The following is a 25207-nucleotide window of genomic DNA, read 5'->3' as shown; positions in this document are numbered from 1 at the left end:
AAGAATTACCTTTAAAAATTAATTATTCCGCAGCAGGTTCCGTTTCATCTGTTGCTTCAGAGTCCGGTGTGCTAACGGTTTCCGCGTCTTCGGCTGCCGTTACTTCAACTTCCTCTTCAGCTATGGCTTTAATCTTGGTGATTTTGGCGATTAGCTGTTCGGGGTCGGCTGTCGTTGCAACATCATCTTCAAAGACGATATCCTTTACATAAACAGAGTCTCCGTCTTGAGCTAAATTGCTGATATCAATCTCTATATGCGGCGGCATTTCGGCGGGGAAAGCCTCAACCTGGATACTGTTAATCAGTTGTTCAATAATATTCGTTTTCGTTTTAAGAGCCGGTGATTCGCCGCTAAGGATAATGGGGATTTCGGCGGTCATTTTTTCCGTCTTATCCACCTGGTAAAAATCAACGTGCAACAATTCTCCGCTCAGAACATCGCGTTGAATCTCACGAATAAAAACGTGGCGCGGTTTTCTTTCTTTTTCTATTTGAAGGTCAATCAAGCGGGTGACCCCGACACGTGTAATCAATTTCTTGAGTTCGTCGTTATCGCATTGTAGGGCAAGGGATTTAATTCCGTTCCCAAAAACATGTGTGGGGGTAACTCCTTGCCTGCGTAAATATCTTGTTCGTTTACCAAAAACGGTTCTTTTTGACGCTTTTAATTTTATATCACTCATATCATTTCTCCTTTTTATTATACTATTTACATTATTTACGTCGCTAACAATTAAAACAGGAATCACACTTAAAAGCAATCGGTAATCGAGAAAAGTGTTAATATTATGTCAATTTATCGTATAAAATCGGTTTAAATCCAATCAAATTCTTTAAACGGGAAACTCAGCTTATTACCCGTGAAACTTGGGTTGGGTTAGACAAGCCGCCAGTCTTTATAACCCTGCTGTATCAGCGCAAGGTATTCCGGAGACGGTTTGGATTCCTCCGCCCGCACCAAGTCTTTTTTAATATAGGTTACGGCTTCCGTTGCGTCCCCGTCTTCGTTATTGACAATAACCCTGATTCGCTCGTATTCACCGGGGCAATTCTCGGCCCGGTCGAGTTTTCTCCAATCTTCTTCGGGGACATCATAAATTGCGCCAAAAACCTTATCTCTGTCGGAACGCTTGATTGTAGCCGTACCGCCGCGCCACTGGCGCGTCCAGCCGGTAAAAACTAAACGGTAATTATGTAACGTCGCGGTGTATAAGGGGCGGATTTGGGGGGAAATAAGCGCTATTTGCTGCTTATTCAAATTGGTTGCATAAGCAAAATAATACATAACACTACTCCAGTGAATAAATTATTGCCAAAACCCCCACAATAATCAGCCAAGATGCCAAGACGTAAACGCCTTTTTTGGGCCAGACCATTGCGACTACCCCTAACAGGACACATATTATTCCGGCAATTATAATCAGAGGTGGGGTTAGTTCGAACATGTCCCGCTCCTTTAATCTCGGTTATCGTTACGGGCTATTATAATGCTTTTTCCGTTTTCTTGCCAGATGTGCAATCGCAATTCCCGTTTGTTTGCAAAAAATAAACCCGAATTCGCTAACTCTTATTTTTATCTTAACATAAAACTGTTATTTAAAATTTGAGTGCTGTATAAAAATAAAACATCGTCAGCCGCGGAAAAATCGATATAATTTCCCAGTAAATCGGTAGTTATGTAGCGCAAATCAACCAGTGTAATTTTGGAATAACCGCAAGCAAGCAACGGAGCGATACTGCTGCCGAACGAGTCGCGGAACAAAATCAGCTCCTTGTCAGTAGTCGCGTTCGGATTTTCGATTGTTAACAATGCCTTTGCCCCCGAAAGGAACACATCGTACGGATCAATCCCCTCGAATAAATCCGTTACGTAGATTGAGCTCTTTTTCATTGTTTCGTAATCAAAAACAACCGCTTCCTCCAGCATCGCGTTTGTAAGATAGAAAAGCGTTTCGGCGGGCAGATTTAGGGCGGCTTGACCGTGCAAAGAGCCGTAAAAAGGCGCCAGTTCCTTAATGGTGTAACCAAAATCCGAAGGCAGGATGCTGTTTCCTATTCCCGCCATTAAAATGTCGGCAACTCCGATAATCTTATCCTGGCTCCAATGGATATCCGTTTTGTAATAATCGTTAATCGATAATCCGCTAAATAAATCGATGTATTGTATGTTACGGATATCGCTTTGTAATATATCCAATAATTTCCCGTAATCCATGGTTGGTGCTCCGTAGCTTGGCCCCATAAAATAATTTTTATCCGGTATCACCGCGTAGTTTACATTTAACCCTTGCAGGTAAAGGTCATAGACCTGATTTAGCTTTTGTGCCGCGTTTAAGATTGCCTTTTCGCTTAGCGGATACTCTATTTTACAAATGTTTCCGTCTACCGCATAGATATCGTTGTAATCCTGCTGGTTTAACAAAAACAATTTGGTAAAAGCGGTAAATCCCCTGAAATTATCGCGGAAAATAAATTGATCCAAGAAATATTTTTCGTAGTCGTCAAAGTATTTGCCGTTTAAAAGCGTGGTACCGGAAAATTGGGGAGCGGACAATAATTTACGCCGCTCCGCAAAGGAAAAATCTGCGTTCGGCTTAAAAACGTTAACAAACATAAATCCGAACGTAATTAAAACGAAACAACCAATCATAATAATATTTAAAATGTTTTTATTCATTTTTGATTCCTATTTACAATTAAAACCGGAAGTATATGAAGGGGTTAAACGACCCGTCAATCAGAAATCCGGTACACATTAAAAGCAGCACAACCATTATCACCGGTTTGGAGAAGCTTAATGTTTTTTCCCCGAAGGTATAGCTCTTTAGTTTCTCCGCTATCTTTTTAAATAAAGGGGTTGCGGCAATAGCCGCCAATATAAACACAAACCCATAACTTTTAAGGTAATAGATTGTTTCGGTATTGGCGAAGGGAACATTAAGCAGCCCGAACATCCCTTTAAGGTTAATCAGTGCCTCGCCCATTCCGTCGGCATTAAAAATAACAAAGCCGATAATTACTACCGGTAACAAATAGAAATGCGCGATGGCGCCCGGTAATTTCCCGAGCAATTTGTTTAAAAAGAATTTTTCCAGCACAAGGAACACCGCAAAATAGAGCCCCCAAACGACAAAATTCCATTCCGCCCCGTGCCAAAAACCGGTTAAAAACCATACCACAAAAATATTGCGCCCCCATTTTAAGAGGCTTACGCGGTTACCGCCCATCGGAATATAAATATAATCCCTAAACCATGAACCCAGTGAGATATGCCACCTGCGCCAGAATTCGGTGACGCTTTTGGAAATATAGGGGTAATTAAAGTTTTCCAAAAACTTGAACCCGAAAACACGCCCAAGACCAATCGCCATATCGCTGTAACCCGAAAAATCAAAGTAGATTTGCAATGTAAAAGCGATTGCCGCCATCCAGAAAAAGAGCACGCTTTTCTCATCGGCACCGTTAAATAAAACACCGATTTCCCCCAAGGTGTTGGCAAGGATTACTTTTTTGGCAAGCCCGATTACAAAACGGTTGATTCCGTAGGCGATATCCGGGATTGAGTGGGTGCGGTGAGCAAGCCCTGCTTCAATGGTGCTGTAACGCACAATGGGGCCGGCAATCAGCTGCGGGAACATTGCGACATAGGTTGCCAAATTGATGGGGTTCTTTTGGACTTTGATTCGCCCGAAATACAAATCAATCAGATAAGATAAAATCTGAAATGTATAAAAGCTGATTCCAATCGGCAGCAGCAGCTTTAACGGAACAATTGATGTTCCGAACAGCGAGTTGAAGTTATTAACAAAAAAGAGATGGTATTTAAAAAAGAGCAGTGCGCCGACACTAAACGATACCGATGAAATAAAAGCTATTTTCTTATGTCTTTGGGTTGGAGCCTTGTCCATCCACAAGCCATGCAGGTATGCGGAGGCAATCGAAAACACCATCAATAGTGAATAGATTGGCTCCCCGTAGAAATAAAAAAACAAACTTGCCAGCAGTAAAACAAGGTTTTTATATTTGGCAGGGGTAATGAAATAAATCCCTAATACTGCCGGCAAGAAATAATATAAGAAGCTAATACTCGAAAACAGCATGCATAATCCCTATTTAATTTTAGAAGCTATTTCCCCAGTGATAAAAACGAATTATGCAGCGCCTCTAACTCATAATTACTCATTAAAAGGATAATTACATCCCCAACATTATCGACAATCACATTTTGCGGGTCAACTCCGACACAAATCCATTTGCGCGGATCGGCGTTTTCTTTAATCTCTTGTTTCATTTTTGCGATATCGGTGCCGTCTTTGACACGCACCAAGCATAATGAATAAGCAGAAATAGAAATCATCGGTTCGGAGGCAATCCCCGATTCAAATTCCAACCCTTCTTTTCCTAAAAAGTAGCCGACGTTTTCGGAGGTGATTTCAGTTGTGTACAATCCGTTTTCAACAAATTCTTTAAACGATTCATCCACTTTGGCGTTTTCGTAAATATTAGCCAGTATGTCTTCCAAATTTCCTTCCAGGTTGCCCCGGTTGTTGTTTCCGTTGTCGCAGCCTACTGTACCGATACACAAGACCAATCCAAGCAGTAACAGTACCAATTTTTTCATTTGTTCTCCTTCAATATAAATTAGTTTATTTTGATGTGTTTTTTACAACTCACTCTAATATAACGAGGCAAAACCGGTTTGGTTAGCGCTTAAATTCCAAAAATATTGGTTTTGTAAATAATTGACAATATTTCTTAGGGCAGTTATAGTTGTGTGAAAGCTCTGTGTCTTTTATCAATTAGATCCGTTTAAGTGTTTGGGGTAGTGTTATAGAGGTTTACAGCGATGAAGGTACACGAAGAACCAATTGAAATAGAGAATTTAACCAGGCTTAACGAATACGGTCCCGACGACCTGTTTATCTGTTGTTCCAGCTTTGAAGACAGATGCTTGCAAGCGGCCGCCAAAGCCGGCCCCAGCTATCGTGTGCGTTTCAGTATTATCTTTGCCATTGAAGAACCTTTTTATCAGCAAGTTGTTGAAACCAATATGCTGAAATTACAAGGGCATCTCAGCAAAAGAACCTCCGAAGGTGTTTTCGTTATCCGTTGCCAGCGCGACAGCCCGGCAGAGGGTATCGGACAGCTTAAAAATATATGGAATCGCTGTCGCCCGAAAGACGTTGACGACTCCCATATCACCCTCGACATAAGCGGTTTTACCAAAATTTACCTTTTGGAGCTACTGCATTTTTTGGTCGAAGGACAAAACTTGGGTATTCCGCGTATTGTCCATACCACACAAAGCTATGCCCCGACAAGGCTGACCAGGGGTGTGGAGCAAATTTCCACCGTTCAAAATTTCTTCGGTTCGATTTCTTTTGAAAAACAAACCGTTTTGGTATTGTTCCTCGGTTTTGAACCGGAGCGTTCGCTTACGGTCTGGAAACACTTTAATCCCGTACGCACAATTGCCCTGATTACAAACCCTCCGCGAAATAACAACGAAGAATACTTGGAGTATGCTAAAAACAATAACGCTTTTCTGCTTTCCCAGCCGGGAGTGGAATTAAGAGATGTTCCCGCGGACGATCCGCATTCAACAAGAACCGTCCTTGAAGATATCTATCGCGAAATAAAGGATTCTTTTAATATGGTAATCGGTCCCTTCGGCACCAAATCGCAAACGGTTGGCATCTTCCTCTTTTGTTTGGAGTACCCCAAAGCGCAGGTGGTTTACTCTTTCCCCGTTAATTACACCAAATCTTACCTCAAAAGAAAACCGGGTAAGACACTCCTGCTTCCGCTCGCCCCTGTTGTTAAAGATTAACCCCAGCCGGTTTTTAAGTTTTTAATGCATGAAATCACCCTTATTTTACGTTTGGCTCTATCGTAAAAAATAAATTTCTCCGATTTTACGCTCAAAATACTTGACAATAGCCTTGCGATAGTTTATTCTAGCTACAAACTGCTAAAAAGGGAGGGAACCAATGCAAGGCTATTGTATGAAGTGTCGCGAGAAAAGAGAAATGAAAGATGCCAAAGCGATAACCATGAAAAACGGCCGCCCGGCAACCCAGGGCGTATGTCCTGTTTGTGCCACCAAGATGTTCAAAATTGGTAAAGCACAGTAGTTTCACGGAAACAAGAAAAACCTAGAGGCCGGACTGATCATAGAGATTTGTCCGGCCTCGGTGTTTATAATGGTGCTTTACCCCATTGACAAAAAAGAAAAATAACTATAGACTTGTCAATGGGTGTATTTGAAAATATGAACATTAACGAAGCTGCCGAGGCGCTGGGGGTATCCACCAGAACCATCAGGCGTTACATTAAGTCCGGAAGGATTCAGGCCGAGCTGATTACAGGACAGTTCGGTCAGGAGTATCGTATTTTGGAATTACCTTCGGATTTAAGCCCTGCCGAAGAAACCCCCGAATCCGATGAATCGGAAAAAGTTCTTTCCCAGATGGCAAACTATGACCCCGGCGAGGCACTGGTGCAAAGTATAAGTCTTTTACGAGAGCTTCAGGAAAAGAACGTCAGCATGGCCGCTCAGCTCGGTATCGCAACGGAACGTATTCGTAATCTGGAAAGCCAGATAGAGCAATTAAAACTGTTGACCACTCCTAAAATTCCGTGGTGGAAAAAACCCTTTGTTTCCGAAAAGAAAGCAAAATAACCACTGTCAACCCCTGACAACATTTGGTTAAGGTCTTCTCAATTTATTATCCGACCCCATCTGCAATCTTATTAAAGGCATACTTATTGGATATGTTTTTACAAAAGTTTGCATAATAAACAAGCCTGTATTAATATCATTACGTAAACTGCTTCGACAAGTAATAACATGATAATTGACGGCTGGTTGTTAGCCTCTGGAGGGACGGATTGATTATTAAAGACGTTGACTCAATTAATTCTTCGGATAAATTTACAAAAGCAGGGCATAATGCAGAAAAAACAATGGCCTTCTATTTAAGCAGAGAATTTAAGTATTCTAAAGATGTGCTGATTATAAACGGTATTAGATTAGAAATGGACAATGACGTCGCGCAAATTGACCATCTGGTAATTCACGATTACGGAATGATAATAGTTGAAAGCAAAAGTGTTTTAGGTGAGATAAAAATCAATGAATTTGGAGAATGGCAACGTACTGATTTTAACATTGGATTAGCCTCTCCAGTTGAGCAAGCGAAAAGGCAAGCATCATTTTTACGGAACTATTTAATAGAAAGTGGATTAAAACCAACGAAAGAGCTTACTAATATACTTTTTGGGCGTAATACTTATGAAAAAATTCCCATTGATATACTTGTGGCAATATCGGATACCGGTGTAATTGATAGACCTAGTGATATAAAAAATGATAATGTTTTTAAAGCTGATTTAATCCCCAGTGAGATAAATAATATTATTAAAGAATATAAAAAACTTGACTCAGTTTTAATAATTAGTTCAAAACCCTTTCCGGTTAAACTTGATTTCGACACAAAAAACGAACTTGCCAGATTTCTATGTTCTCGACATACAGCAAAAGGCAGCATTCCCACGAAGAATATTGAAGCAAAGCGTTCCTTACCAATTTCAAAAGCAAGAACTGGGATTTATTGCTTTAATTGTAACAGTGATGATTTGAGTATTATGTACGGAAAACATGGTTACTACTTTAAATGCAATAAATGTGATAAGACAAAATCAATTAAAGAACGTTGCCCTGGGTGTAATGCCCTATTAAGATTAAATAAGCGTAAGAACGAATTTTACATCCAGTGTAAAATATGCAACACGTCTAGACTATTCTTCAAAAACCGTAATTCTGTCAGTTAATAATTAATCAATTAAAATGTTTTAATAACAGCCAGTAGAGGCATCCGGTTGTCTCTTGGAACTGTCATGAATGGACGTATAATGCAAATTCGAGGGTTAAAAGTTTGAAGTTGAGGTTCTTTGTCGGTGGTGCCGAAGGAGGGGGTCGAACCCTCAAGGATTTCTCCGGCGGATTTTAAGTCCGCTGCGTCTGCCAATTCCGCCACCTCGGCTTTCCAACAAGATATTTTACAACCTTACGGGTTATGATTCAACTTTTTAATTTTTACGACATGCAAAAAACGTCAAAATATGTAACGATGATTATCGGAACCTCTTTTGCGGGGTTCGTTTTCGGTATTCTTGCGGCCTTTCTGATGGCGTTATTGCTGCAAGGTGGTGACGGTTGGGGCGGGCTGATAGGTGCTGTGCTGGGGCTTGCTTTCGGATATCCCCTCGGTGTTTTTATCGGTATTCTTTTTTTTAAAAAGAAGTTACGTTATGAAGGCTCGTTGTTGTTCGGGTTAATCGGGGCGGTTGTAGGCGGGGTGCTGCCTTTTGCACTGGCGGAACCTTTGGGTTTAAACAATTACACAGATTTGTTGTGGGCATTTATTATTTTGAGCGCACCGATTTTAAGTACAATCGGATTTAACTTAAAAAAAGATTCCGCTAAGTAAAAAAAGTTTACTGCAATCCTCGGATATTCCTGTCAATATTGATTTTGCCAGGTGTTGTTCATCAAATAGATTTCTTGTTCTCTCTTGTCTTTCAGAGCACTCTCTTTTTGTCTTTGCGAGCGCAGCGAAGCAATCTAATATAAATTAAATTCCTTAGAGATTGCCGCGTCGCTCGCTTAACGGCTCGCTCCTCGCAAAGACGTTACTATTTTTGTCATCCTGAATGAAATGAAGGATCTAAGAGGATGAGAGATACAGGCTATTAGGTATCTTTGGCAATAGGAAAGAGGCATCGTCCTACCATAAAATCCGTTACCGAACGGTGCGCTATCCGCCAACTCCTAGATTCTCCGCTTACGCTCAGAATGACAAAAGGAGGGCCCCCCAGCCGTTCGTGGTGAGCTTGTCGAACCATAACGGCAGACGAATAGTAACCCTTAGACCACCCGTTCGTTGGACCCTTCGACAGGCTCAGGGCGAACGAGTGGTTTGTCATCCTGAATGAAATGAAGGATCTAGGAGGACGGGGAATTTGGACTATGAGGTTGCCTCAGAATCATGAAAGAGGAATCGCTCTAACGTAAAACCCGTAACCGAACGCTGCACTATCCGCTAGCCCCTAGATTCTTCGCTTACGCTCAGAACGACAGAGGGGGGCGCGGAATAACAAAAAGAGGGCGCTCAGAGTTGCAAGGGTAACGTCATAAACTATCAAACTATTTGAAAGTGTTATGTAAAAGAAACGGACATTGAGTTTGGGCGGAAGGGCTTTAAAGGCAGCAAGGCAATCAAAAAATCTACAAGAGAAAAGTAAGAGCAAAACTTTAGGGTAAGCCAGTGGAGGCGACGAGCGGATTTGAACCGCTGAATGGGGGTTTTGCAGACCCCTGCCTTACCACTTGGCTACGTCGCCGTTTAGATGGAGCGGAAGACGAGATTCGAACTCGCGACCTCCTCCTTGGCAAGGAGGCATTCTACCGCTGAACTACTTCCGCATTTCCATTTGGTGCCGAGAGAGAGATTTGAACTCTCACAAGCTTGCGCTCACTAGCCCCTCAAGCTAGCGTGTCTGCCATTCCACCATCTCGGCATGGCAGGAGTGAGAGGATTCGAACCCCTGACCGACGGTTTTGGAGACCGTTGCTCTACCGGACTGAGCTACACTCCTAAGGCCCCATCTAGCAGCAATATGATACTACGGGAGCGGTATTTTTGTCAAAGACAAAAATAACCAATCGAGAACTTTGAGACAGCTCCTTTTTTTGATACTTATTCGGGATTAATTTTCCTTTACGGTGATAAAGCCGTTGGTAAATAATCCCATCGAAACTAAAGTTAAAAGAATTCCCACAAAATTATCGACAACTTTCATGTACCCGCCAACCTGTGCCATCATTCCTCCAAGCGAGAGTTTTAAAGCCCCAAACATTGCACCGGCTGCCGCTTGGGTTTCCGGCGGCAAGCCATCCATGGATATGTTGTTGAGGTAACTTGCAATCCATTCGCCCCAAGTGTTGAGTGTTGTAAAGACCAGTAGCGCAATTGCAAGAATTGCCATTGCACCAATCATCATGGCTACGCCCTTTCTTTTACCAGTTGGCATTCCGCTCACCCCTTTTTAAGTATTATTTTTGCAATTTTATCCGGACAAATCCCGTTGGCACCGCAGCCTATTTTTAACAATTTGTCCTTATCGATATTAGTCCTGTTGCCTTCCGTTGTCAATAGATTTTAATCCGAAATTTAATTATCGCGTCGGATTTAACCCGCCCATTGCACTCTTGTCTTTTTATCTTTTTAATTGGTACTTTTGAGCCAATCGGTGATAAAATGGCCTCAAATAAAAAAGGAGGCGGCATTTTGTATCAAAAAACAGTATTGGATAACGGATTAAGAATAATTACGGAAAATATGCCGCAGTCTCATTCGGTTTCCGTTTGTATTTTTACCGGTGTGGGTTCACGTTATGAAAAAGAAAAGGTTGGCGGAATTTCGCATTTTATTGAACATATGCTTTTTAGAGGAACCGCCAAACGCCCCGAAACAAGAATGATTTCAGAGGCGATTGAAGGCGTGGGCGGTGTTTTGAACGGCGGAACGGATAAAGAGATGACCGTATATTGGAACAAAGTTCCTTTCGCTCACTTTGATGTTGCCTTAGATGTTCTTTCCGATATGCTGCTTAATGCGAAACTTGACCCGGCGGATATTGAAAAAGAACGCCAAATTATTTTTGAAGAAATCAAAATGACCAATGATGCCCCCGACCAAAAGGTTAACCGGCTGATTGACAAATCCCTGTGGTACGGAAGCCCTCTGGCACGTGATGTCGCCGGAACCAAGAAAACGGTAGCGGCAATATCGCGCGAAGACATTTTGGAATATATGCGCTTAAGTTACCTGCCGTCCAACTCGGTTGTATCGATTGCCGGTAACATCGGGCACGATGAGGCGGTTGAGGCGGTTAAGGGATGCCTGGGCGGATGGAATAAAAAAGACCATTCTCACAAGTTTAAAAGCTATAAGTTTAAGGACTGTGAGGCGGTAAAGATTGAGAAAAGGAAAATAGAACAGGCACACCTGTGCCTGGCATTGCCCGGCTTATCCAGATTTGACCGCAAACGCTACCATTTGGATATTTTAAATATTATTCTCGGCGGCGGTATGAGCAGCCGTCTTTTTAACGAGGTTCGCGACAAGCGCGGATTGGCATATACCATTGCCAGTTACGCCGAGCATTTATCCGATACGGGGTCTTTGGTTGTCTATGCCGGGGTTGAGCCGCAAAAGTTACCGCTTGCTATTGAGGTTATTACGGATCAAATGGCCGATTTCAAGAAAAACAAGGTTTCACAAGAGGAGCTTACCAAGGCTAAGGAAATGGCCAAAGGCAGGCTTCTTTTGCGGCTGGAAGATAATCGTAATATGGCAAGCTGGCTGGGGACTCAGGAAATCTTAAGTAACAATATCCTTGGCGTTAGCGATGTGGTGGCTCAAATAGATGCGGTTACCACGGAAGATGTTTGGCAAATTGCTAACGAGTTAATGGCCGCCGACCTTCTGAAATTAGCGGTTGTGGGCCCTATCAGCCGAGAGGAACCTTTGGAAAAATTACTGCAGCTTTAACACGCTTGCCCCGGACAGTATTGTCAATGGGTAAGCGATAGATTTTGCAGTCAAACATATCTTCTAAGAATAAAAACAGGCGCGACATCGAAACGTCGCGCCTGTTAGTTTGTCTATACCTTGTGCGGTTTTTTATGCGGGAACTAGTACATACCGCCCATACCGCCCATTCCGTCCATACCGCCGCCCATCTGGGGCTTTTCTTTTTCGGGTATGTCGGCAATCAGCGATTCGGTTATCAGAACCATGTTGGCAATGCTGGTAGCATTGGTAATCGCCGAGCGGACAACTTTGGTCGGGTCAATAATACCCATTTCAACCATGTTGCCGAATTTATCGGCTTCGGCGTTGTATCCGACACCGACCGGGCTGTTTTTAACCTGATCGGCAATAACGGCGCCGTCTTTTCCGGCGTTATTGGCAATTAAACGAATCGGCTCTTCAACGGCCTTCTTAAGGATTTTAACACCGGTTGCTTCATCGCCTTCAACGTTCATTTTTTCTAAGGCTTCCAGTGAATTCAAGAGGCTGACGCCGCCGCCGGGGAGAATACCCTCTTCAACCGCTGCTTTGGTAGCTGCCAGAGCGTCTTCGACACGATGTTTCTTTTCTTTCATTTCGGTTTCGGTTGCGGCACCGACTTTCAGAACGGCAACGCCGCCGGCCAATCTGGCCATTCTTTCCTGCAGTTTTTCACGATCAAATTCGGAATCGGTTTCATCAATCTGAACCTTAATCTGTTTGATGCGATCCTGAATGTCTTTGGCTTCGCCTTTACCTTCAACGATGGTGGTGTGGTCTTTGTCACAGGTTACACGGCGCGCCCTGCCGAGGTCTTCGGGTTCAACCGAATCTAATTTGCGGCCGATATCTTCGGTAATCAGTGTGCCGCCGGTAAGGGTTGCGATATCCTGTAACATCGCCTTGCGTCTGTCGCCGAATCCGGGGGCTTTAACGGCAAGTACGTTTAATGTACCGCGCAGCTTGTTCAAAACCAAGGTAGCTAAAGCCTCGCCTTCGATATCTTCGGCAATAATAAGCAGGTTTTTGGTAACCTGTAAAATCTTTTCCAACGAGGGCAGGATTTCGGCAATCGCCGTAATCTTTTTATCGGTGATTAAAATATGCGGGTCTTCCAGAACGGCTTCCATTCTGGCGGTATCGGTTACGAAGTAAGCGCTGAGGTAGCCTCTGTCGAACTGCATACCTTCAACGATTTCGGTTTCAAAGGCGGTGCCTTTGGATTCTTCGATAGTGATTACGCCGTCTTTACCGACTTTTTCCATTACATCGGCAATCAAATTACCGATTTCGGTATCTTTAGCGGTAATTGTTGCAACCTGAACAATTTGTTCTTTGCCCTTAACGGGTGTTGAATTTTTGGTAAGGTTTTCCAAAACGGCTGCGGTTGCTTTTTCGATGCCTCTTTTAATCGCCAAGGGTTCGGCACCGGCGGCGATATTTTTGAAGCCTTCGTTAATAATTGCGGCTGCAAGTATGGTGGATGTGGTGGTGCCGTCGCCGCAAGCGTCATTGGTTTTGCTGGCAGCTTCTTTGACCATTTGTACACCCATATTTTCGAAAGGATCAGGAAGTTCAATTTCTTTGGCAATATTGACACCGTCATCTATGACCAGAGGGGCTCCCCATTTTTTCTCGATGGCTACCGGCCTGCCCTTGGGGCCAAGGGTTACCTTTACTGTGTTGGCCAGCGAATCAATGCCTTTCTTTAAGGCGTGCCTGGCCTCTTCTCCGAATATAATTTGCTTTGCCATATTTTTTTATTTATCTCCTATGTTAACTTAATAAATATTTCTTATCTTAATTCCGTAAACGTCCGGTTAAGCTTTTTTTGCTAAGATTTGGCTTTCGTTCAAGATCATGTAATCTTGCCCGTCTATTTTCAGTTCGGTTCCGCCGTATTTGGCGTAAACAACGATATCACCAACCTTAACATCCATGGCTATCCTCTGGCCGTCATCGGTCATTCTTCCGGGTCCGGCAGCGATTACTTCGCCTTCCATCGGTCTTTCTTTGGCGGTATCGGGTAAGACGATTCCCCCTTTGGTCATCTCCTCTCTTTCAATCGGTTTGACGACTACTCGGTCGGCTAACGGTTGCAATGCAATTGCCATTTGTATTCCTCCTTCTTTTGAATTTTCAAAACTATTAGCAATCCCAAAGAGAGACTGCTAACTTACATATAATAAAACAAATAAAAATTTTCTGCAACCCTTAATTGGCAGGAAATTAAACGTAAGAAAGCGTGTGAGGCAAATCAAAATTACGGCTTTTTGTTTCAGATTAACTTGAGTCCGGGGATTACATCAACATCTAAAGCGCTGGTTTTGCCGCCTTTAAGGCGAAAATAACCGCAGGATGCGACCATTGCGGCGTTATCGGTGCAAAAGACCGGCTGAGGGATTAATACCGGAATGTGTGATTCTTCTTTCATCCGACGGCGTAACATTCGATTGGAAGCGACTCCTCCGGAAAGCAGTATCTGTTTGGCGTCGTTTTGCAAAGCGGCTTCGATTGTTTTCCCTACCAAAACGTCCACTACGGCTTTTTGAAAACTGGCGGCCAAATCGGCGATGTTATCTTTATCGACTTTTCCGTCTTCATTAAGTTTATGTAAATATGTTTTAACGCCGCTGAAGCTGAAATCGTTGGTGCCTTTAATCCAGGAATGCGGCAGGTCAATATTGGCATCTCCGCCTTCGGCAGCCTTGTCAATCGCCGGTCCTCCGGGGTATCCCAACCCAAGTATTCGGGCGGTTTTGTCAAAGGCTTCGCCCGCGGCGTCGTCGCGCGTTCTGCCTAATACCGTATAATCCCCATGCCCTCGCATAAGGATAAGATCACTATGGCCGCCGGACACAATTAAACAGAGCAGCGGGAATTCGGGCTTGTTTTCTCCCAGCCAGTTGGCATATAAATGAGCTTCAAGGTGATTAACGCCGATTAGCGGTATCCCCTTGACAGCTGACAAGGCCTTGGCAACACTGGCACCGACCAAAAGCGAGCCTGCCAGCCCGGGTCCGACGGTGACGGCAATCCCGTCTAAATCCTCCCAGCTTACGGCAGCATCTTTTAGTGCTTTATCGATAACCGGAATAACCGCAAGGATGTGCTGCCTGGAAGCCACTTCGGGAACAACCCCTCCGTAGCGGGCATGAATTTCCACCTGTGAGGCAATTTCGTTTGAAAGCACGTCGGTTCCGTTTGCAACAACGGCCGCCGCTGTTTCATCGCAAGACGATTCAATCCCCAATATTTTCATAACAGGCCATTATATCATAAAGGCCGCATAATTTAAGAACATCTATTTTTGACACTACCTGTTGACGGTGATATCATTGAGATGTTATACGTTGAAAGAGTAGCGTTGGAAACAGAATATATTATTGTGTGCTTGTTAAGCACGAGAGTTAAATAAGGTGAGGGAGAAATGACAGTTGAAGCATGGTATTTAGTGCTTCTTGTGATTTGTTTTATTTTATCCGCTTTTTTCTCAAGTTCAGAAACCGCCTTTACATCACTGGAAAGATTTCGGCTTCAACACATGGTTGAAACCAATGTCAGCGGCGCCAAAAGAATAGCCAAATTATTGGAAAAGCCGGAAAGATTTTTATCCACAATTCTGCTGGGGAATAACCTGGTTAATATCCTGGCCACCGCAATTGCCACCACATTGGCAATCAATGCTTGGGGGCAGGATAAAGGCGTTATTATTGCCACTATATCGATGACAATCTTACTGCTGATTTTCGGGGAAACGACGCCGAAAACCTTTGCCAAGCAATATCCGGAAAGGATTTCCAGATTGTTTGCGCGCCCGGTTGAATGGTTAAGCTGGCTCTTTTATCCGGTAGTTTTTGTGCTTAGTTCGCTGGCTGCCGGTTTATCACGCCTTGTTGGCGGTAAAGCCGTGCCTTCAACACTTATTAGCGCCGATGAGATTAAAACGATGATTACCGTTGGACATAAAGAAGGAACGGTAGAAGGAAACGAAGCCAATCTTTTACATGCTGTTTTTGAATTCGGTGATAATCCGGTAAGCGATGTTTTAGTCCCCAGGTTGGAAGTGGTCGGTGTCGAAAAAGGTAAAACGATTGCCGAATTTTTGGCTATTTACGCCGAAAACTCAATGTCGCGTTTTCCTGTTTATGTCGATAATTTGGATAACATTGTCGGCATTCTTTCCATTAAAGATGTCCTGATGGCACAGGCAAAAGGCACTGTTACACCTGAAAGCTTAATTGACGATTTAATTCGCCCCGCCTATTTTGTTCCCGAGTCAAAACCGATTGACGAGCTTTTTGTTGAGATGCGTGACAGAAACTACAGGATGAGTATTATTGTCGATGAGTACGGTGGAACCGCCGGAATCGTATCGCTCAGCCGTTTGATGGAAGAAATTGTCGGTCCGGTGGGAGATGAACTAACCGCAGCGGAAAAAGATTTTGAATCGATTGATGAAAACACGTTCCAAATTGACGGGACCATGCGCATTGAAGAAGCTAACGAAAAATTGGGTTTATTCCTGCCCGAGGGTGAATATGAAACCGTTGCCGGGTTTATATTACAGCTTTTAGGCCGTATCCCGAAGCAAGGCAGACAAATTAAATACGAAAATCTTAAAATAGTGGTTACCCGTATGAAGGGTCATAAAATCGAAGAGATAACGGTAACCAAAGAAAAGCAGCAAGAAGATGAGCCGACTCAGGGTAAGGTTTAGGAGAGGGCCGGAGGTTAAATATATCTCTCACCTTGATATTATCAGGGTGTGGGTACGCGCCTTTAGGCGTGCCGGTATTCCTGTCGCCTATTCCGAAGGATTTAATCCTCATCCGCGGATTGCACTGGCGGCGCCGCTTGCAACCGGGGTTACCGGCGACGCCGAGTTAATGGATGTTTATATCTCGGAAACCGTTTCCCCGCATAATTTTACCGCCGCGGTAAACAGGCAAATGCCAGTTGGGTTTGAGATATTAAATACCTTTCAGGTAGATATTAAACTGCCGTCACTGCAAGCACAAGTGGTTGCCGCCGAATATACGGTTTTAATCAACGTAAAACACGAAGTTGAACGCCTTAGACAAGCATTGACAAATATGCTTGCTTTGCAACAGTTCCCATGGCAACATGAGCGTGATACGGGGGTTAAATCTTATGACCTTAGGGTTCTGATTGAAGATCTTGCCCTTGAGGGTTGCGATAACGGAATTGCCACGGTTACGATGAGATTAGCCTGTGATAATCGCGGTTCGGGTAGGCCGGAGCAAGTTGTTAAGGCTTTGGGCTTTGATTTGCCCCTATCGATTCATCGAACCAAATTAATACTAAAAACGAGTTGACAATTGGATAGCCGAGATAGCTCCGAAAAACTGTCAAGGGTTGTCATACCGCCAGGTAAACAGGTGCAGGCCAATCGCCTCGCCCGTACCGGTCGCCTGCTCACCTTTTTCAAGGGCTTATTGTTTGCCGCTGTTTTAGCGGGTCTTATCGTAAATTCCGTTTTAACGGGTTTACCTCTTTATTATCAATTACCGCCGATGCCGTCGCTTTTGGTGAATGGGCTGATTCTTATCGGTATTTTCTGGCTTTTATCAATTCCGTTCGATTTTTACAAAGACTTTATATTGGCACGGAGATACGGTTTATCCGTGCAAGGTTTCGGAGCCTGGCTGTCATCTTATATCCGCAATATAATCTTAATCTCGGTTTTAGCCGTGGGGCTTGTTGCGATTGTCTATTTGGCGATTGTTTTATATCCCGAAATATGGTGGCTTTTAATCTGGGCCTTTTTGATGATTGTTAGCATTATTCTTAATTTGCTTTTACCGGGCGTATTAACCCCGCTCTTTTTTAAATCCGAGCCGATTAGTGATAAAAATTTAAAAAAACGTTTTTTGACGCTGAGCGCCAATGCGGGCGTATCAATTAAAGGGGTTTACCGGGTTGGGCTGAGCGACAAAGAGACTACCGCCAACGCCGCCTTGGTCGGTATCGGCAAAGGAAAGCGTATTCTACTTAGCGATACCTTATTAACACAATATTCGGATGATGAAATTGAGGCGGTTATTGCGCATGAGCTTGGACACATCAAAAACCGCGACACTGCCGGAATGTTTTTATTCCAGACTGTCGTTATCTTTGCTTGCCTTTGGTTAACGGCTGTTATTGTCAAGGCATTGACAACCCCTTTGGGGTTTGACGGAATCGAAGATGTGGCGATATTACCGCTTTTTGTTTTGGTTTTTGTTACGGTTAATATCATTTTTACCCCGCTTTCGAATGCGCTAATGCGCAGCTTTGAAATTGCGGCAGATGATTTTGCGCTTAGGCTGACCCGAAATCCCGAGGCATTTATTGCGATGATAACCAAATTAAACGAACAAAACCCCGGAGAAACGCTTCCGCCTTTGTGGGTGGAATTTTTGTTAAACGACCATCCCGTGTATCATAGACGTATATCCTATGCGAAGGGTTTTATTTTAGATAGAGAAGAGCGACAGGTTAAGGAGTAGTATGGAATGTTAAAAATTATGCTTGTAAGGCACGGAGAGACGGATTGGAACCGCGTCAAAAGGGTTCAAGGGGGTTCCAGCGATGTTCCCTTAAATAATATCGGAGAGCAGCAGGCCAAAGGCTTGGGCAAGATGTTATCCCAAGAGAAAATTAAAGCCGTTTTTTCCAGCCCTCTGCAGCGTGCTGCGGTTACCGCAGAGGAAATTGCGATTTTACATAACACTAGTGTTGAGGTTGTCCCGGACCTTCGTGAGATAGAAGCCGGAAAACTCGAAGGTGTTTTATCCGCCGATCTTGGAAAAAGGTTTAGCGAATATCTTTTTAACGAAGACGAAACAGTAAAAATTCCCGGCGGTGAGTCGCTGGCTGAGGTGCAGGAACGGGTTTGGAATTTTATAGAAGACCTCACTGCGCGCTACAATGAATCTACCGTTGTTTTGGTAAGCCATTACTTTGTGATTCTCTCCGTCATCTGTAAGGTTTTAGATGTCCCTCTGCAAAATATAAACCGTTTTCGGATGGATACCGGCAGTATCAGTATTATTACAATCGATGAGGGCGCACTCTGGCTGCAGGTTTTTAACGATACCGGATATATGTCCAACGAACTGCGCAAGGCTTGCTCATCATATCCGCGCTCATTATAATTAAATCGTTATGAGTGCTCAAGAATTAATGCCCACAGAAAAAGTCCTCAATTTTATTCTTGAAAACCGTTTGGTGTCAAAGGGTGATTGTCTACTCCTTGCGATTTCCGGCGGGCATGATTCGGTTTGCCTCTTGCATATTATGTTAAGCTTGAAGGACGTGTTGGGGGTCACCTTGCACATTGCCCATTTAGATCACCAACTGCGTGGGGCGGAATCCGAAGCGGATGCGGCTTATGTTGCCAAACTTGCCAGCAGTTTGGGATTACCTTTTACAATGTCAAGGGTTGATGTCAACAGTTATCAAAAGAAACACAAATTATCATTGGAAGAAGCGGCGCGCGAGGTGCGTTACGATTTCCTGGCCGAAACGGCAAGCGCTATTAGTGCTGATGCTATTGTTACCGGGCATACCTTAAACGATCATGCCGAAACGGTAATGTTAAATATCATACGAGGGACAGGTATCGGGGGGTTGGTGGGGCTAAAAGCAAAGAGTCGCCGCAGGTTGTGCGGCAAGCAATTTGACATAATCAGGCCGATGTTATCAATCAGCCGCGAAGAAACGGAGGCATATTGCCTTTCTCATAACTTGGCGGCGCGCGAAGACAGCACCAACAAGTCGTTATCGCCGCTGCGTAATCGTATCAGACATCGGCTTTTTCCGGAGTTGAAACAATATAATCCGAAAATTATCGAGGCTTTGTTACGCACTTCCGCAATTGCCGCCGATGAAATCGAATTTTTGGATTCCGAACTGCAAAAAGTTTGGGAAACCATTGTAAGTGAACAAAACGGTATTGTTATAATCAGTAAAGCCGGATTGGACGGGCTGGCAAATGCCCTCAAACGCTTACTGCTTAGGAATGCGATTAAAATTTCGGCGGGAACATTAAAAGATATCGAAGAGCGCCATATTGAAGAAATAATGGATGCTTTGAAGAAACAGGCCGGCAAGTATATCAACCTGCCTTACGGGCTTATTTTTGCGGTAGAATACGACAGGTACCTGCTTGGCAAAGACATTAAAGCCCTTTGCCCCTTCCCGGAGTTAACTTCCGAGCCCGATATAAAAGTCCCCGGTGTCACCGAAGGCCTCGGTTGGAGCATTACAACCGCAATTACCGATAAAATAACCGAAGAAGATAATTCGAATCAATTTATTGCTTTTTTGGATGCGGATAAATGCGAAGGCAATCTGACTTTACGCAACCGAATTGAGGGCGACCGTTTTCAACCCCTTGGTTTTGATACCCCAAAGCGTTTAAATCGCTTTATGATTGACCTTAAAATCCCGCAGGCATGGCGAGAGCGTGTGCCGCTGGTCTGCTGCCGTGGACAGGGCTTGCCTACCTATGGACAAATTATCTGGGTTGTCGGTTATCGTATTGATGACAGGTACAAAGTAACCGAGAAAACAAAGCGTATCTTGAGGGTTGAGTTTAGATTATCTTGATTTCAATATTATTGTCATTCTGAGCTTGCCGAAGAATCTGGGGGTTGGCGGATGGGCAGTGTTCGGTTATGGATTTTTCGATAGGACGATGCCTCTTTCTTGTTTCCGAGTTAACCTCATAGCCTAAATTTCCTATCCTCCTAGATCCTTCACTGCGTTCAGGATGACAAAAAGACTCGTTCGCCCTGAGCCTGTCGAAGGGTTCAGCGAACGGTTATTCCATATTGTCTTTGCGAGCGCAGCGAAGCAATCTCTAATAAATCAAAAGACGTTACATTTGCAGGAGATTGCCACGTCACTCGCCTGACGGCTCATTCCTCGCAAAGACGGTAATGTCATTCTGAGCCTGCCGAAGAATCTGGGAGTTGGCGAATAGCGCAGTGTTCGGTTGCTCCTTATACGGTAGAGCGATTCCTCTTTTTTGTTTCCGAGTTAACCTCATAGCCTGTATTTCACGGCCTCTTAGATCCTTCATTTTATTCAGGATGACAAAAAGGCCCATTAGCCCTGAGTTTGTCGAAGGGTCCAACGAACAGGAGCAGACAAGGATTACTATCCGCCCGCCGTTATGGTTCGACAGGCTCACCACGAACGGCTGAGAATTACCCTGTCTTTGCGAGAGTAGCGAAGCAATCCTCCTCTGTCTTTCAGAGCGAAGCGAAGAATCTCATATAGATTAAATTCATTAGAGATTGCCACGTCAATCGCCTAAAGGCTCCTTCCTCGCAAAGACAATCCAAATTCCGAGCACCCTGAGCCTGTCGAAGGGTCTGAGCTCGCCGAAGAATCTAAGAGTTGGCGAATAGCGCAGTGTCCGGCTGCTCTTCCTACGGTAGAGCTATGCCTCTTTCGTGATTCTGAGGTAACCTAATTGTCTAAATTTCTCGGCCTCTTAGATCCTTCACTGCGTTCAGGATGACAAAAGGGAAAAGCAGGATGACAAGCTACCCGTTCGCCCTGAGCTTGTCGAAGGGTCCAACGAACGGGAGTAGACAGGGATTACTATTCGTCCGCCGTTATGGTTCGACAGGCTCACCACGAACGGCTTAGAAGTACTGTCTTTGCGAGCGCAGCTAAGCAATTCACCTTGTCTTTGCGAGACCATTCCCGCAGGGAAGGCGAAGCAATCCCTAATAAATCAAAGAGGCATTCCATTTGTTGGAGATTGCCGCGTCGTTCGCCAAAGGCTCGCTCCTCGCAAAGGCGTTTATTAACTTGTCATTCTGAGCTTGTAGAAGAATCTAGGAGTTGGCGAATAATACAGTGTTCGGTTAGCAAATCACGCCTGACGCTGCCCCTTCTTTATTGCCGAAGACACCTCATAGCATGTATTTCACGGCCTCTTATATCCTTCACTTTGTTCAGGATGACAAAAAAGACCCGTTCGCCCTGAGCTTGTCGAAGGGTCCAACGAACGGGTTGCTATCCGCCCGCCGTTATGGTTCGACAGGCTCACCACGAACGGCTGGAACCCCCTTGTCTTTGCGAGCGCAGCGAAGCAATCTCATATAAATCAGTAGGAGATTGCCACGTCACTCGCCGAAGGCTCGCTCCTCGCAAAGGCGTTTCTACTGTTACTGTCATTCTAATTAACCTAATTCGGACAAAAGAAAACCCCCTCTTAAAATCGGAGGGGGTTAGAATGCCTTGCCACCTATTGACAACTGGCGAATCAGTGTAAGAAATGCCTTACACCGGTAAACACCATAGCAATCCCGTATTTATCGGCGGCTTCTATCGATTCGTTATCCCTTATCGAACCGCCCGGGTGAATGATGGCAGTAATTCCCGCTGTGGCTGCCTGTTCAACGCTATCGGGGAACGGGAACATCGCATCCGAGGCCATTACCGCCCCTTTAGCTTCTTCTCCGGCTTTTTCAGCGGCAATATTGACACTAAAAACACGATTAGGCTGCCCCGAACCCATTCCGAGCATCATCCCGTTTTTGGCAAAAACGATAGCGTTGGATTTAATATGCTTGACCGCTCTCCATGCAAATTTTAAGTCTTGAAGTTCCTCCGCGGTAGGCGCTCTTTTGGTTACTGTTTTTAACTCTAAAGCGCTCTCAGCCAGTGTATCGGAGCTTTGAACTAACATTCCGCCTTTAACGCGGCGATAGTCCGTGTAGCCAATAGGATTACTGCTGTAATCGGCAGCCAGCTCCGGAACAAGAATACGCAGGTTCTTTTTCTGTTTTAAAAGGGTAAGTGCTTCGTCGTCGTATTCCGGCGCAATAACAATCTCATAAAAGACTTCCTTCATAGCCTCGGCCATAGCTAAAGTAATCTTGCGGTTGCAGGCCACAATGCCTCCGAATGCGGAAACCGTATCGCCGGCAAAGGCATTTTTGTAGGCTTCGACAATATTGGAATTGCTGGCAAGCCCGCAGGGATTGGTATGTTTTACGATACAAACGGTCGGTTCGGAAAAGTCGGTAACGGTATTCCAAGCGGCATCGGCATCCAATATATTGTTAAAAGAAAGTTCCTTGCCCCAGAGCACTTGAGCCCAAGTAATACCGGTATCCTGTTTTTTGCCGGGGACACTTTCGGAATAGAACGCCGCTTTTTGATGCGGGTTTTCGCCGTATCTTAAATCGTAGCGTTTTTTTAAAGCGATTGTCATATCCTCGGGGAAACTGTCAACACCTTGCCTTAAGTATTGCGCTATGGCTGTATCGTATACGGCAACATGCTGGAAAGCCTTTTGCGCCAACCTTTGCCTTTCCGCCATATCAACTTCGCCTTTTTTTAATTTCTCAAGTATTAACGGATAGTCCGTCGGATCGACAATAACAATAACCCCTGGGAAATTTTTGGCGGCGGCGCGTATCATAGTCGGTCCGCCGATATCGATATTCTCCAAAGCGGTATCCAGTGTAACGCCGTCTTTAGCAACAGTCTGGACAAACGGGTAAAGGTTTACCACCACCATGTCAATGGGTTGGATGTTATTATCTTTTAACTCCGCCATATGCGAATCCAAGTTGCGTTTGGCAAGAAGCCCGCCGTGAACAGAAGGATGCAATGTTTTGACGCGCCCGTCAAGTATCTCGGGAAATCCGGTAATATCTGAAACCCCTTTGACAGGAACCCCGGCTTCGATTAAAGATTTTTGAGTTCCCCCGGTGGAGAAAACTTCAAACCCTAAAGCGGGTAGCTCTTTTACAAAATCGGCGACACCGGTTTTATCGGATACGCTTATAATGGCTCTCATTTTGGCAATCCCTCCTGGTTTCAGGTTTATTCTATGATAACTCGGTTGCTTCCTGTCTGTTTTATTACATCTCCGATGACTTGGATGCCGGGTACTTGTTCGGTTATTTTGGCGACATTGTCGGGCGAACAGAATAAGATCATCCCGACCCCCATATTAAAGACGCGGTACATTTCTTTGGTGTCAATTTCACCCTTTTCTTGAATCAGTTTGAAAATGTAGGGGACTTTCCATTTACTGCTGTCAAATCTGGCGGTTAGGCCGTCCGGCAGTATTCTGGGAACGTTGCCCGGGATTCCGCCGCCGGTAATATGTGCCATTCCTTTAATTAGTGTTAATGATGATTTAAGCGGTTTCAAATAACAAATATGGGGTTCCAATAGCGCTTCCCCAACGGTTTTCCCCATCTCGGGATAGAATTTGCGGACTGCTTCCGGCGTATCGCCCAATATTTTGCGTGCCAGTGAATATCCGTTAGTGTGTAATCCGTTGGATGCCACTCCCAAAGCGATATCTCCCGCTGTTATTGAGGTTCCGTTAATAATATTTTCTTTTTCAACAACACCGATAATGCAGCCGGCTAAGTCGTAATCGCCCTCGGCGTATAATCCCGGCATTTCAGCGGTTTCCCCACCGATAAGGGCACAGTTATTTTCGCGGCAAGCAATTGACAACCCCTTGACAACTGCCTCGATTTTGTCAGGAGACAATTTACCCATGGCGATATAGTCCAAGAAGAATAAAGGTTCGGCGCCACAAGTTAAAATATCGTTTACGGAGTGGTTGACAAGGTCTTGACCGATGGTGTCATGCCTGTCCATAGCTTCCGCTATTTTCAATTTGGTGCCGACACCGTCAATGCTGGAAACCAGAACCGGTTGTTGGTAACCTTTAAACTCAAACATTCCACCGAAAAGCCCCGGCCCCGCCAAGACTTCCGGCCGTGCCGTTGATTTGGCATGCTGTTTTATAAGTGATTTTATACTGTCAGCGGTGTTGATGCTGACACCTGCGGCATCATATGTGTACTTTATTTGCTTTGCCTCCTGTGTTTATTTAGGGCACCTGCTTGTATACCGGTTTATTTTGGATTTTAACAAATGCTTATAATATCATTAGCAAGGGGTTGTTGCAATTATTCGGAGCGGCAAAACGAGATTGATAAGGCGCCGGCGGGGAAATTATTCCTTTACCGTTTCGTGTTTTTGAGAGCATTCAAATTCCATTGCCAATTTATCCATGGTGAGTTGTACCGGCACCGGGTAATCTCCCGTAAGGCAAGCCAAACAAAAATCCTTCTTCGGTAAACCGGTCGCCTTAACAAGCCCGTCGAGGCTTAGATAACCCAGCGAATCGGCTCCGATATAATCTTTGATTTCGTCAATGCTTTTTTGGGCGGCAATCAGTTCCCATTTGGTTGCCATATCAACTCCGAGATAACACGGGAAAAGAATAGGCGGGGCACAAACACGCATGTGAATCTCTTTTACGCCGCTTTTTCTAAGCAGTTTAATTACTTGCGGTGTTGTTGTTCCGCGCACTATTGAATCGTCAACCAATACGACGCGCTTGCCTTCTAAAACAGGTTGTAACGGATTGAACTTGGTTTTTACCCCGAGGTCTCTGATTCTTTGGTCGGGGGCAATAAATGTGCGCCCCATATAGCGGTTTTTGATTAACCCTTCAGCCAGTGGGATCCCCGATTTGGCGGCGTATCCAAAACCGGCAGCTGT

The 25207-nt window shown here is 44.4% G+C and carries 24 protein-coding genes and 5 tRNA genes; 11 read left to right on the top strand and 18 right to left on the bottom strand.

Annotation, left to right across the window (positions count from 1 at the left end; translation table 11 throughout):
* Positions 1 to 22: 22 nt before the first annotated feature.
* The 6 genes from WC958_03440 to WC958_03415 form a co-directional block, all read right to left on the bottom strand.
* The gene (locus tag WC958_03440; protein MFA5629290.1) at positions 23 to 685 is read right to left on the bottom strand and encodes a 50S ribosomal protein L25; all 663 of its coding nucleotides are present in this window, start codon (positions 683 to 685) and stop codon (positions 23 to 25) included.
* 194 nt (positions 686 to 879) lie between these two features.
* On the bottom strand, positions 880 to 1287 hold the full coding sequence (locus WC958_03435) for a gamma-glutamylcyclotransferase family protein (GenBank protein MFA5629289.1): 408 nt from the start codon (positions 1285 to 1287) through the stop codon (positions 880 to 882).
* 4 nt (positions 1288 to 1291) lie between these two features.
* Positions 1292 to 1447, bottom strand: a complete 156-nt coding sequence (locus tag WC958_03430) for a hypothetical protein (protein ID MFA5629288.1) — start codon at positions 1445 to 1447, stop codon at positions 1292 to 1294.
* A 128-nt stretch (positions 1448 to 1575) separates the two neighbouring features.
* Positions 1576 to 2679, bottom strand: a complete 1104-nt coding sequence (locus WC958_03425; GenBank protein ID MFA5629287.1) for a hypothetical protein — start codon at positions 2677 to 2679, stop codon at positions 1576 to 1578.
* 19 nt (positions 2680 to 2698) lie between these two features.
* Entirely contained in the window at positions 2699 to 4066 is a 1368-nt protein-coding gene (locus WC958_03420) for an MBOAT family O-acyltransferase (protein MFA5629286.1), read from the bottom strand.
* Positions 4067 to 4128: 62 nt separating this feature from the next.
* Positions 4129 to 4623: a hypothetical protein gene (locus tag WC958_03415; GenBank protein MFA5629285.1), complete on the bottom strand. Its 495-nt coding sequence runs from the start codon at positions 4621 to 4623 to the stop codon at positions 4129 to 4131.
* A 225-nt stretch (positions 4624 to 4848) separates the two neighbouring features.
* Here WC958_03415 and WC958_03410 point away from each other — a divergent pair, with 225 nt between their 5' ends.
* The 4 genes from WC958_03410 (at position 4849) to WC958_03395 (ending at position 7835) form a co-directional block, all read left to right on the top strand.
* The gene (locus WC958_03410; GenBank protein MFA5629284.1) at positions 4849 to 5832 is read left to right on the top strand and encodes a hypothetical protein; all 984 of its coding nucleotides are present in this window, start codon (positions 4849 to 4851) and stop codon (positions 5830 to 5832) included.
* Between the two features lie 160 nt (positions 5833 to 5992).
* On the top strand, positions 5993 to 6136 hold the full coding sequence (locus WC958_03405; protein ID MFA5629283.1) for a DUF5679 domain-containing protein: 144 nt from the start codon (positions 5993 to 5995) through the stop codon (positions 6134 to 6136).
* Between the two features lie 137 nt (positions 6137 to 6273).
* A complete protein-coding gene (locus tag WC958_03400; protein MFA5629282.1) occupies positions 6274 to 6684 on the top strand; it encodes a helix-turn-helix domain-containing protein in 411 nt (136 codons plus the stop codon).
* Positions 6685 to 6893: 209 nt separating this feature from the next.
* Entirely contained in the window at positions 6894 to 7835 is a 942-nt protein-coding gene (locus tag WC958_03395) for a nuclease-related domain-containing protein (protein MFA5629281.1), read from the top strand.
* Between the two features lie 127 nt (positions 7836 to 7962).
* Here the strand turns inward: WC958_03395 and WC958_03390 are convergent.
* Positions 7963 to 8047, bottom strand: a tRNA-Leu gene (locus tag WC958_03390).
* Between the two features lie 33 nt (positions 8048 to 8080).
* On the opposite strand from WC958_03390, the gene WC958_03385 reads away from it, so the two are divergent.
* The gene (locus WC958_03385) at positions 8081 to 8494 is read left to right on the top strand and encodes a hypothetical protein (protein ID MFA5629280.1); all 414 of its coding nucleotides are present in this window, start codon (positions 8081 to 8083) and stop codon (positions 8492 to 8494) included.
* 838 nt (positions 8495 to 9332) lie between these two features.
* Here the strand turns inward: WC958_03385 and WC958_03380 are convergent.
* The 5 genes from WC958_03380 to WC958_03360 all read right to left on the bottom strand — a co-directional run bounded on the left by WC958_03380 (position 9333) and on the right by WC958_03360 (position 10097).
* A tRNA-Cys gene (locus WC958_03380) sits at positions 9333 to 9407 on the bottom strand.
* Between the two features lie 7 nt (positions 9408 to 9414).
* Positions 9415 to 9489 (bottom strand) — tRNA-Gly (locus WC958_03375).
* Between the two features lie 9 nt (positions 9490 to 9498).
* Positions 9499 to 9584: transfer RNA gene (locus WC958_03370), tRNA-Leu, on the bottom strand.
* Position 9585: 1 nt separating this feature from the next.
* Positions 9586 to 9662 (bottom strand) — tRNA-Trp (locus tag WC958_03365).
* 111 nt (positions 9663 to 9773) lie between these two features.
* On the bottom strand, positions 9774 to 10097 hold the full coding sequence (locus tag WC958_03360; GenBank protein MFA5629279.1) for a hypothetical protein: 324 nt from the start codon (positions 10095 to 10097) through the stop codon (positions 9774 to 9776).
* Positions 10098 to 10354: 257 nt separating this feature from the next.
* Here WC958_03360 and WC958_03355 point away from each other — a divergent pair, with 257 nt between their 5' ends.
* On the top strand, positions 10355 to 11620 hold the full coding sequence (locus WC958_03355; GenBank protein MFA5629278.1) for a pitrilysin family protein: 1266 nt from the start codon (positions 10355 to 10357) through the stop codon (positions 11618 to 11620).
* 143 nt (positions 11621 to 11763) lie between these two features.
* Here the strand turns inward: WC958_03355 and groL are convergent, their stop codons facing one another.
* The 3 genes from groL to tsaD all read right to left on the bottom strand — a co-directional run bounded on the left by groL (position 11764) and on the right by tsaD (position 14903).
* Positions 11764 to 13395 carry a chaperonin GroEL gene (groL, locus tag WC958_03350; protein ID MFA5629277.1) on the bottom strand — a complete coding sequence of 544 codons (1632 nt, stop codon included), beginning with the start codon at positions 13393 to 13395 and terminating at the stop codon, positions 11764 to 11766.
* 66 nt (positions 13396 to 13461) lie between these two features.
* Complete coding sequence (groES, locus tag WC958_03345; protein MFA5629276.1) at positions 13462 to 13755, bottom strand: co-chaperone GroES; 294 nt, start codon at positions 13753 to 13755, stop codon at positions 13462 to 13464.
* 164 nt (positions 13756 to 13919) lie between these two features.
* Positions 13920 to 14903 carry a tRNA (adenosine(37)-N6)-threonylcarbamoyltransferase complex transferase subunit TsaD gene (gene tsaD / locus WC958_03340; protein MFA5629275.1) on the bottom strand — a complete coding sequence of 328 codons (984 nt, stop codon included), beginning with the start codon at positions 14901 to 14903 and terminating at the stop codon, positions 13920 to 13922.
* Between the two features lie 168 nt (positions 14904 to 15071).
* Here tsaD and WC958_03335 point away from each other — a divergent pair, with 168 nt between their 5' ends.
* From WC958_03335 to tilS, 5 genes are read left to right on the top strand one after another with little or no spacing between them, the layout of a single operon-like run.
* Positions 15072 to 16361, top strand: coding sequence for a hemolysin family protein (locus WC958_03335; GenBank protein MFA5629274.1), 1290 nt, complete (start codon positions 15072 to 15074; stop codon positions 16359 to 16361).
* A complete protein-coding gene (locus WC958_03330) occupies positions 16336 to 16980 on the top strand; it encodes a TIGR03936 family radical SAM-associated protein (protein ID MFA5629273.1) in 645 nt (214 codons plus the stop codon). The genes WC958_03335 and WC958_03330 overlap by 26 nt, the downstream gene beginning before the upstream one ends.
* Before the next feature lie 3 nt (positions 16981 to 16983).
* Positions 16984 to 18153, top strand: coding sequence for a M48 family metallopeptidase (locus tag WC958_03325; GenBank protein ID MFA5629272.1), 1170 nt, complete (start codon positions 16984 to 16986; stop codon positions 18151 to 18153).
* A 6-nt stretch (positions 18154 to 18159) separates the two neighbouring features.
* Positions 18160 to 18801 (top strand): histidine phosphatase family protein, encoded by a 642-nt coding sequence (locus WC958_03320; GenBank protein ID MFA5629271.1) that lies wholly within the window; start codon positions 18160 to 18162, stop codon positions 18799 to 18801.
* Between the two features lie 28 nt (positions 18802 to 18829).
* A complete protein-coding gene (gene tilS, locus WC958_03315) occupies positions 18830 to 20257 on the top strand; it encodes a tRNA lysidine(34) synthetase TilS (protein MFA5629270.1) in 1428 nt (475 codons plus the stop codon).
* 1672 nt (positions 20258 to 21929) lie between these two features.
* Here tilS and purH read toward each other — a convergent pair.
* The 3 genes from purH to WC958_03300 all read right to left on the bottom strand — a co-directional run.
* Positions 21930 to 23474, bottom strand: coding sequence for a bifunctional phosphoribosylaminoimidazolecarboxamide formyltransferase/IMP cyclohydrolase (gene purH, locus WC958_03310; GenBank protein MFA5629269.1), 1545 nt, complete (start codon positions 23472 to 23474; stop codon positions 21930 to 21932).
* Between the two features lie 26 nt (positions 23475 to 23500).
* Positions 23501 to 24508 (bottom strand): phosphoribosylformylglycinamidine cyclo-ligase, encoded by a 1008-nt coding sequence (gene purM, locus WC958_03305; GenBank protein MFA5629268.1) that lies wholly within the window; start codon positions 24506 to 24508, stop codon positions 23501 to 23503.
* Between the two features lie 147 nt (positions 24509 to 24655).
* Positions 24656 to 25207, bottom strand: a 552-nt coding sequence (locus WC958_03300; protein ID MFA5629267.1) for a phosphoribosyltransferase family protein, incomplete at its 5' end; no start/stop codon positions are given.

The organism is Dehalococcoidales bacterium, from assembly GCA_041656115.1.
GTDB lineage: Bacteria > Chloroflexota > Dehalococcoidia > Dehalococcoidales > UBA5627 > UBA5627.
Note: the sequence above shows the minus strand (reverse complement) of the source record. Positions and strands in the feature narration are given on the sequence as shown.

Coding starts and splice junctions, on each gene's coding strand:
- groL (MFA5629277.1), bottom strand. CDS start 13,395: ATGGCAAAGCAAATTATATTCGGAGAAGAGGCCAGGCACGCCTTAAAG.
- WC958_03425 (MFA5629287.1), bottom strand. CDS start 2,679: ATGAATAAAAACATTTTAAATATTATTATGATTGGTTGTTTCGTTTTA.
- WC958_03410 (MFA5629284.1), top strand. CDS start 4,849: ATGAAGGTACACGAAGAACCAATTGAAATAGAGAATTTAACCAGGCTT.
- WC958_03320 (MFA5629271.1), top strand. CDS start 18,160: ATGTTAAAAATTATGCTTGTAAGGCACGGAGAGACGGATTGGAACCGC.
- tsaD (MFA5629275.1), bottom strand. CDS start 14,903: ATGAAAATATTGGGGATTGAATCGTCTTGCGATGAAACAGCGGCGGCC.
- WC958_03385 (MFA5629280.1), top strand. CDS start 8,081: ATGATTCAACTTTTTAATTTTTACGACATGCAAAAAACGTCAAAATAT.
- purH (MFA5629269.1), bottom strand. CDS start 23,474: ATGAGAGCCATTATAAGCGTATCCGATAAAACCGGTGTCGCCGATTTT.
- WC958_03415 (MFA5629285.1), bottom strand. CDS start 4,623: ATGAAAAAATTGGTACTGTTACTGCTTGGATTGGTCTTGTGTATCGGT.
- WC958_03435 (MFA5629289.1), bottom strand. CDS start 1,287: ATGTATTATTTTGCTTATGCAACCAATTTGAATAAGCAGCAAATAGCG.
- WC958_03335 (MFA5629274.1), top strand. CDS start 15,072: ATGACAGTTGAAGCATGGTATTTAGTGCTTCTTGTGATTTGTTTTATT.
- WC958_03400 (MFA5629282.1), top strand. CDS start 6,274: ATGAACATTAACGAAGCTGCCGAGGCGCTGGGGGTATCCACCAGAACC.
- tilS (MFA5629270.1), top strand. CDS start 18,830: ATGCCCACAGAAAAAGTCCTCAATTTTATTCTTGAAAACCGTTTGGTG.
- WC958_03360 (MFA5629279.1), bottom strand. CDS start 10,097: ATGCCAACTGGTAAAAGAAAGGGCGTAGCCATGATGATTGGTGCAATG.
- WC958_03430 (MFA5629288.1), bottom strand. CDS start 1,447: ATGTTCGAACTAACCCCACCTCTGATTATAATTGCCGGAATAATATGT.
- WC958_03440 (MFA5629290.1), bottom strand. CDS start 685: ATGAGTGATATAAAATTAAAAGCGTCAAAAAGAACCGTTTTTGGTAAA.
- groES (MFA5629276.1), bottom strand. CDS start 13,755: ATGGCAATTGCATTGCAACCGTTAGCCGACCGAGTAGTCGTCAAACCG.
- WC958_03405 (MFA5629283.1), top strand. CDS start 5,993: ATGCAAGGCTATTGTATGAAGTGTCGCGAGAAAAGAGAAATGAAAGAT.
- WC958_03330 (MFA5629273.1), top strand. CDS start 16,336: ATGAGCCGACTCAGGGTAAGGTTTAGGAGAGGGCCGGAGGTTAAATAT.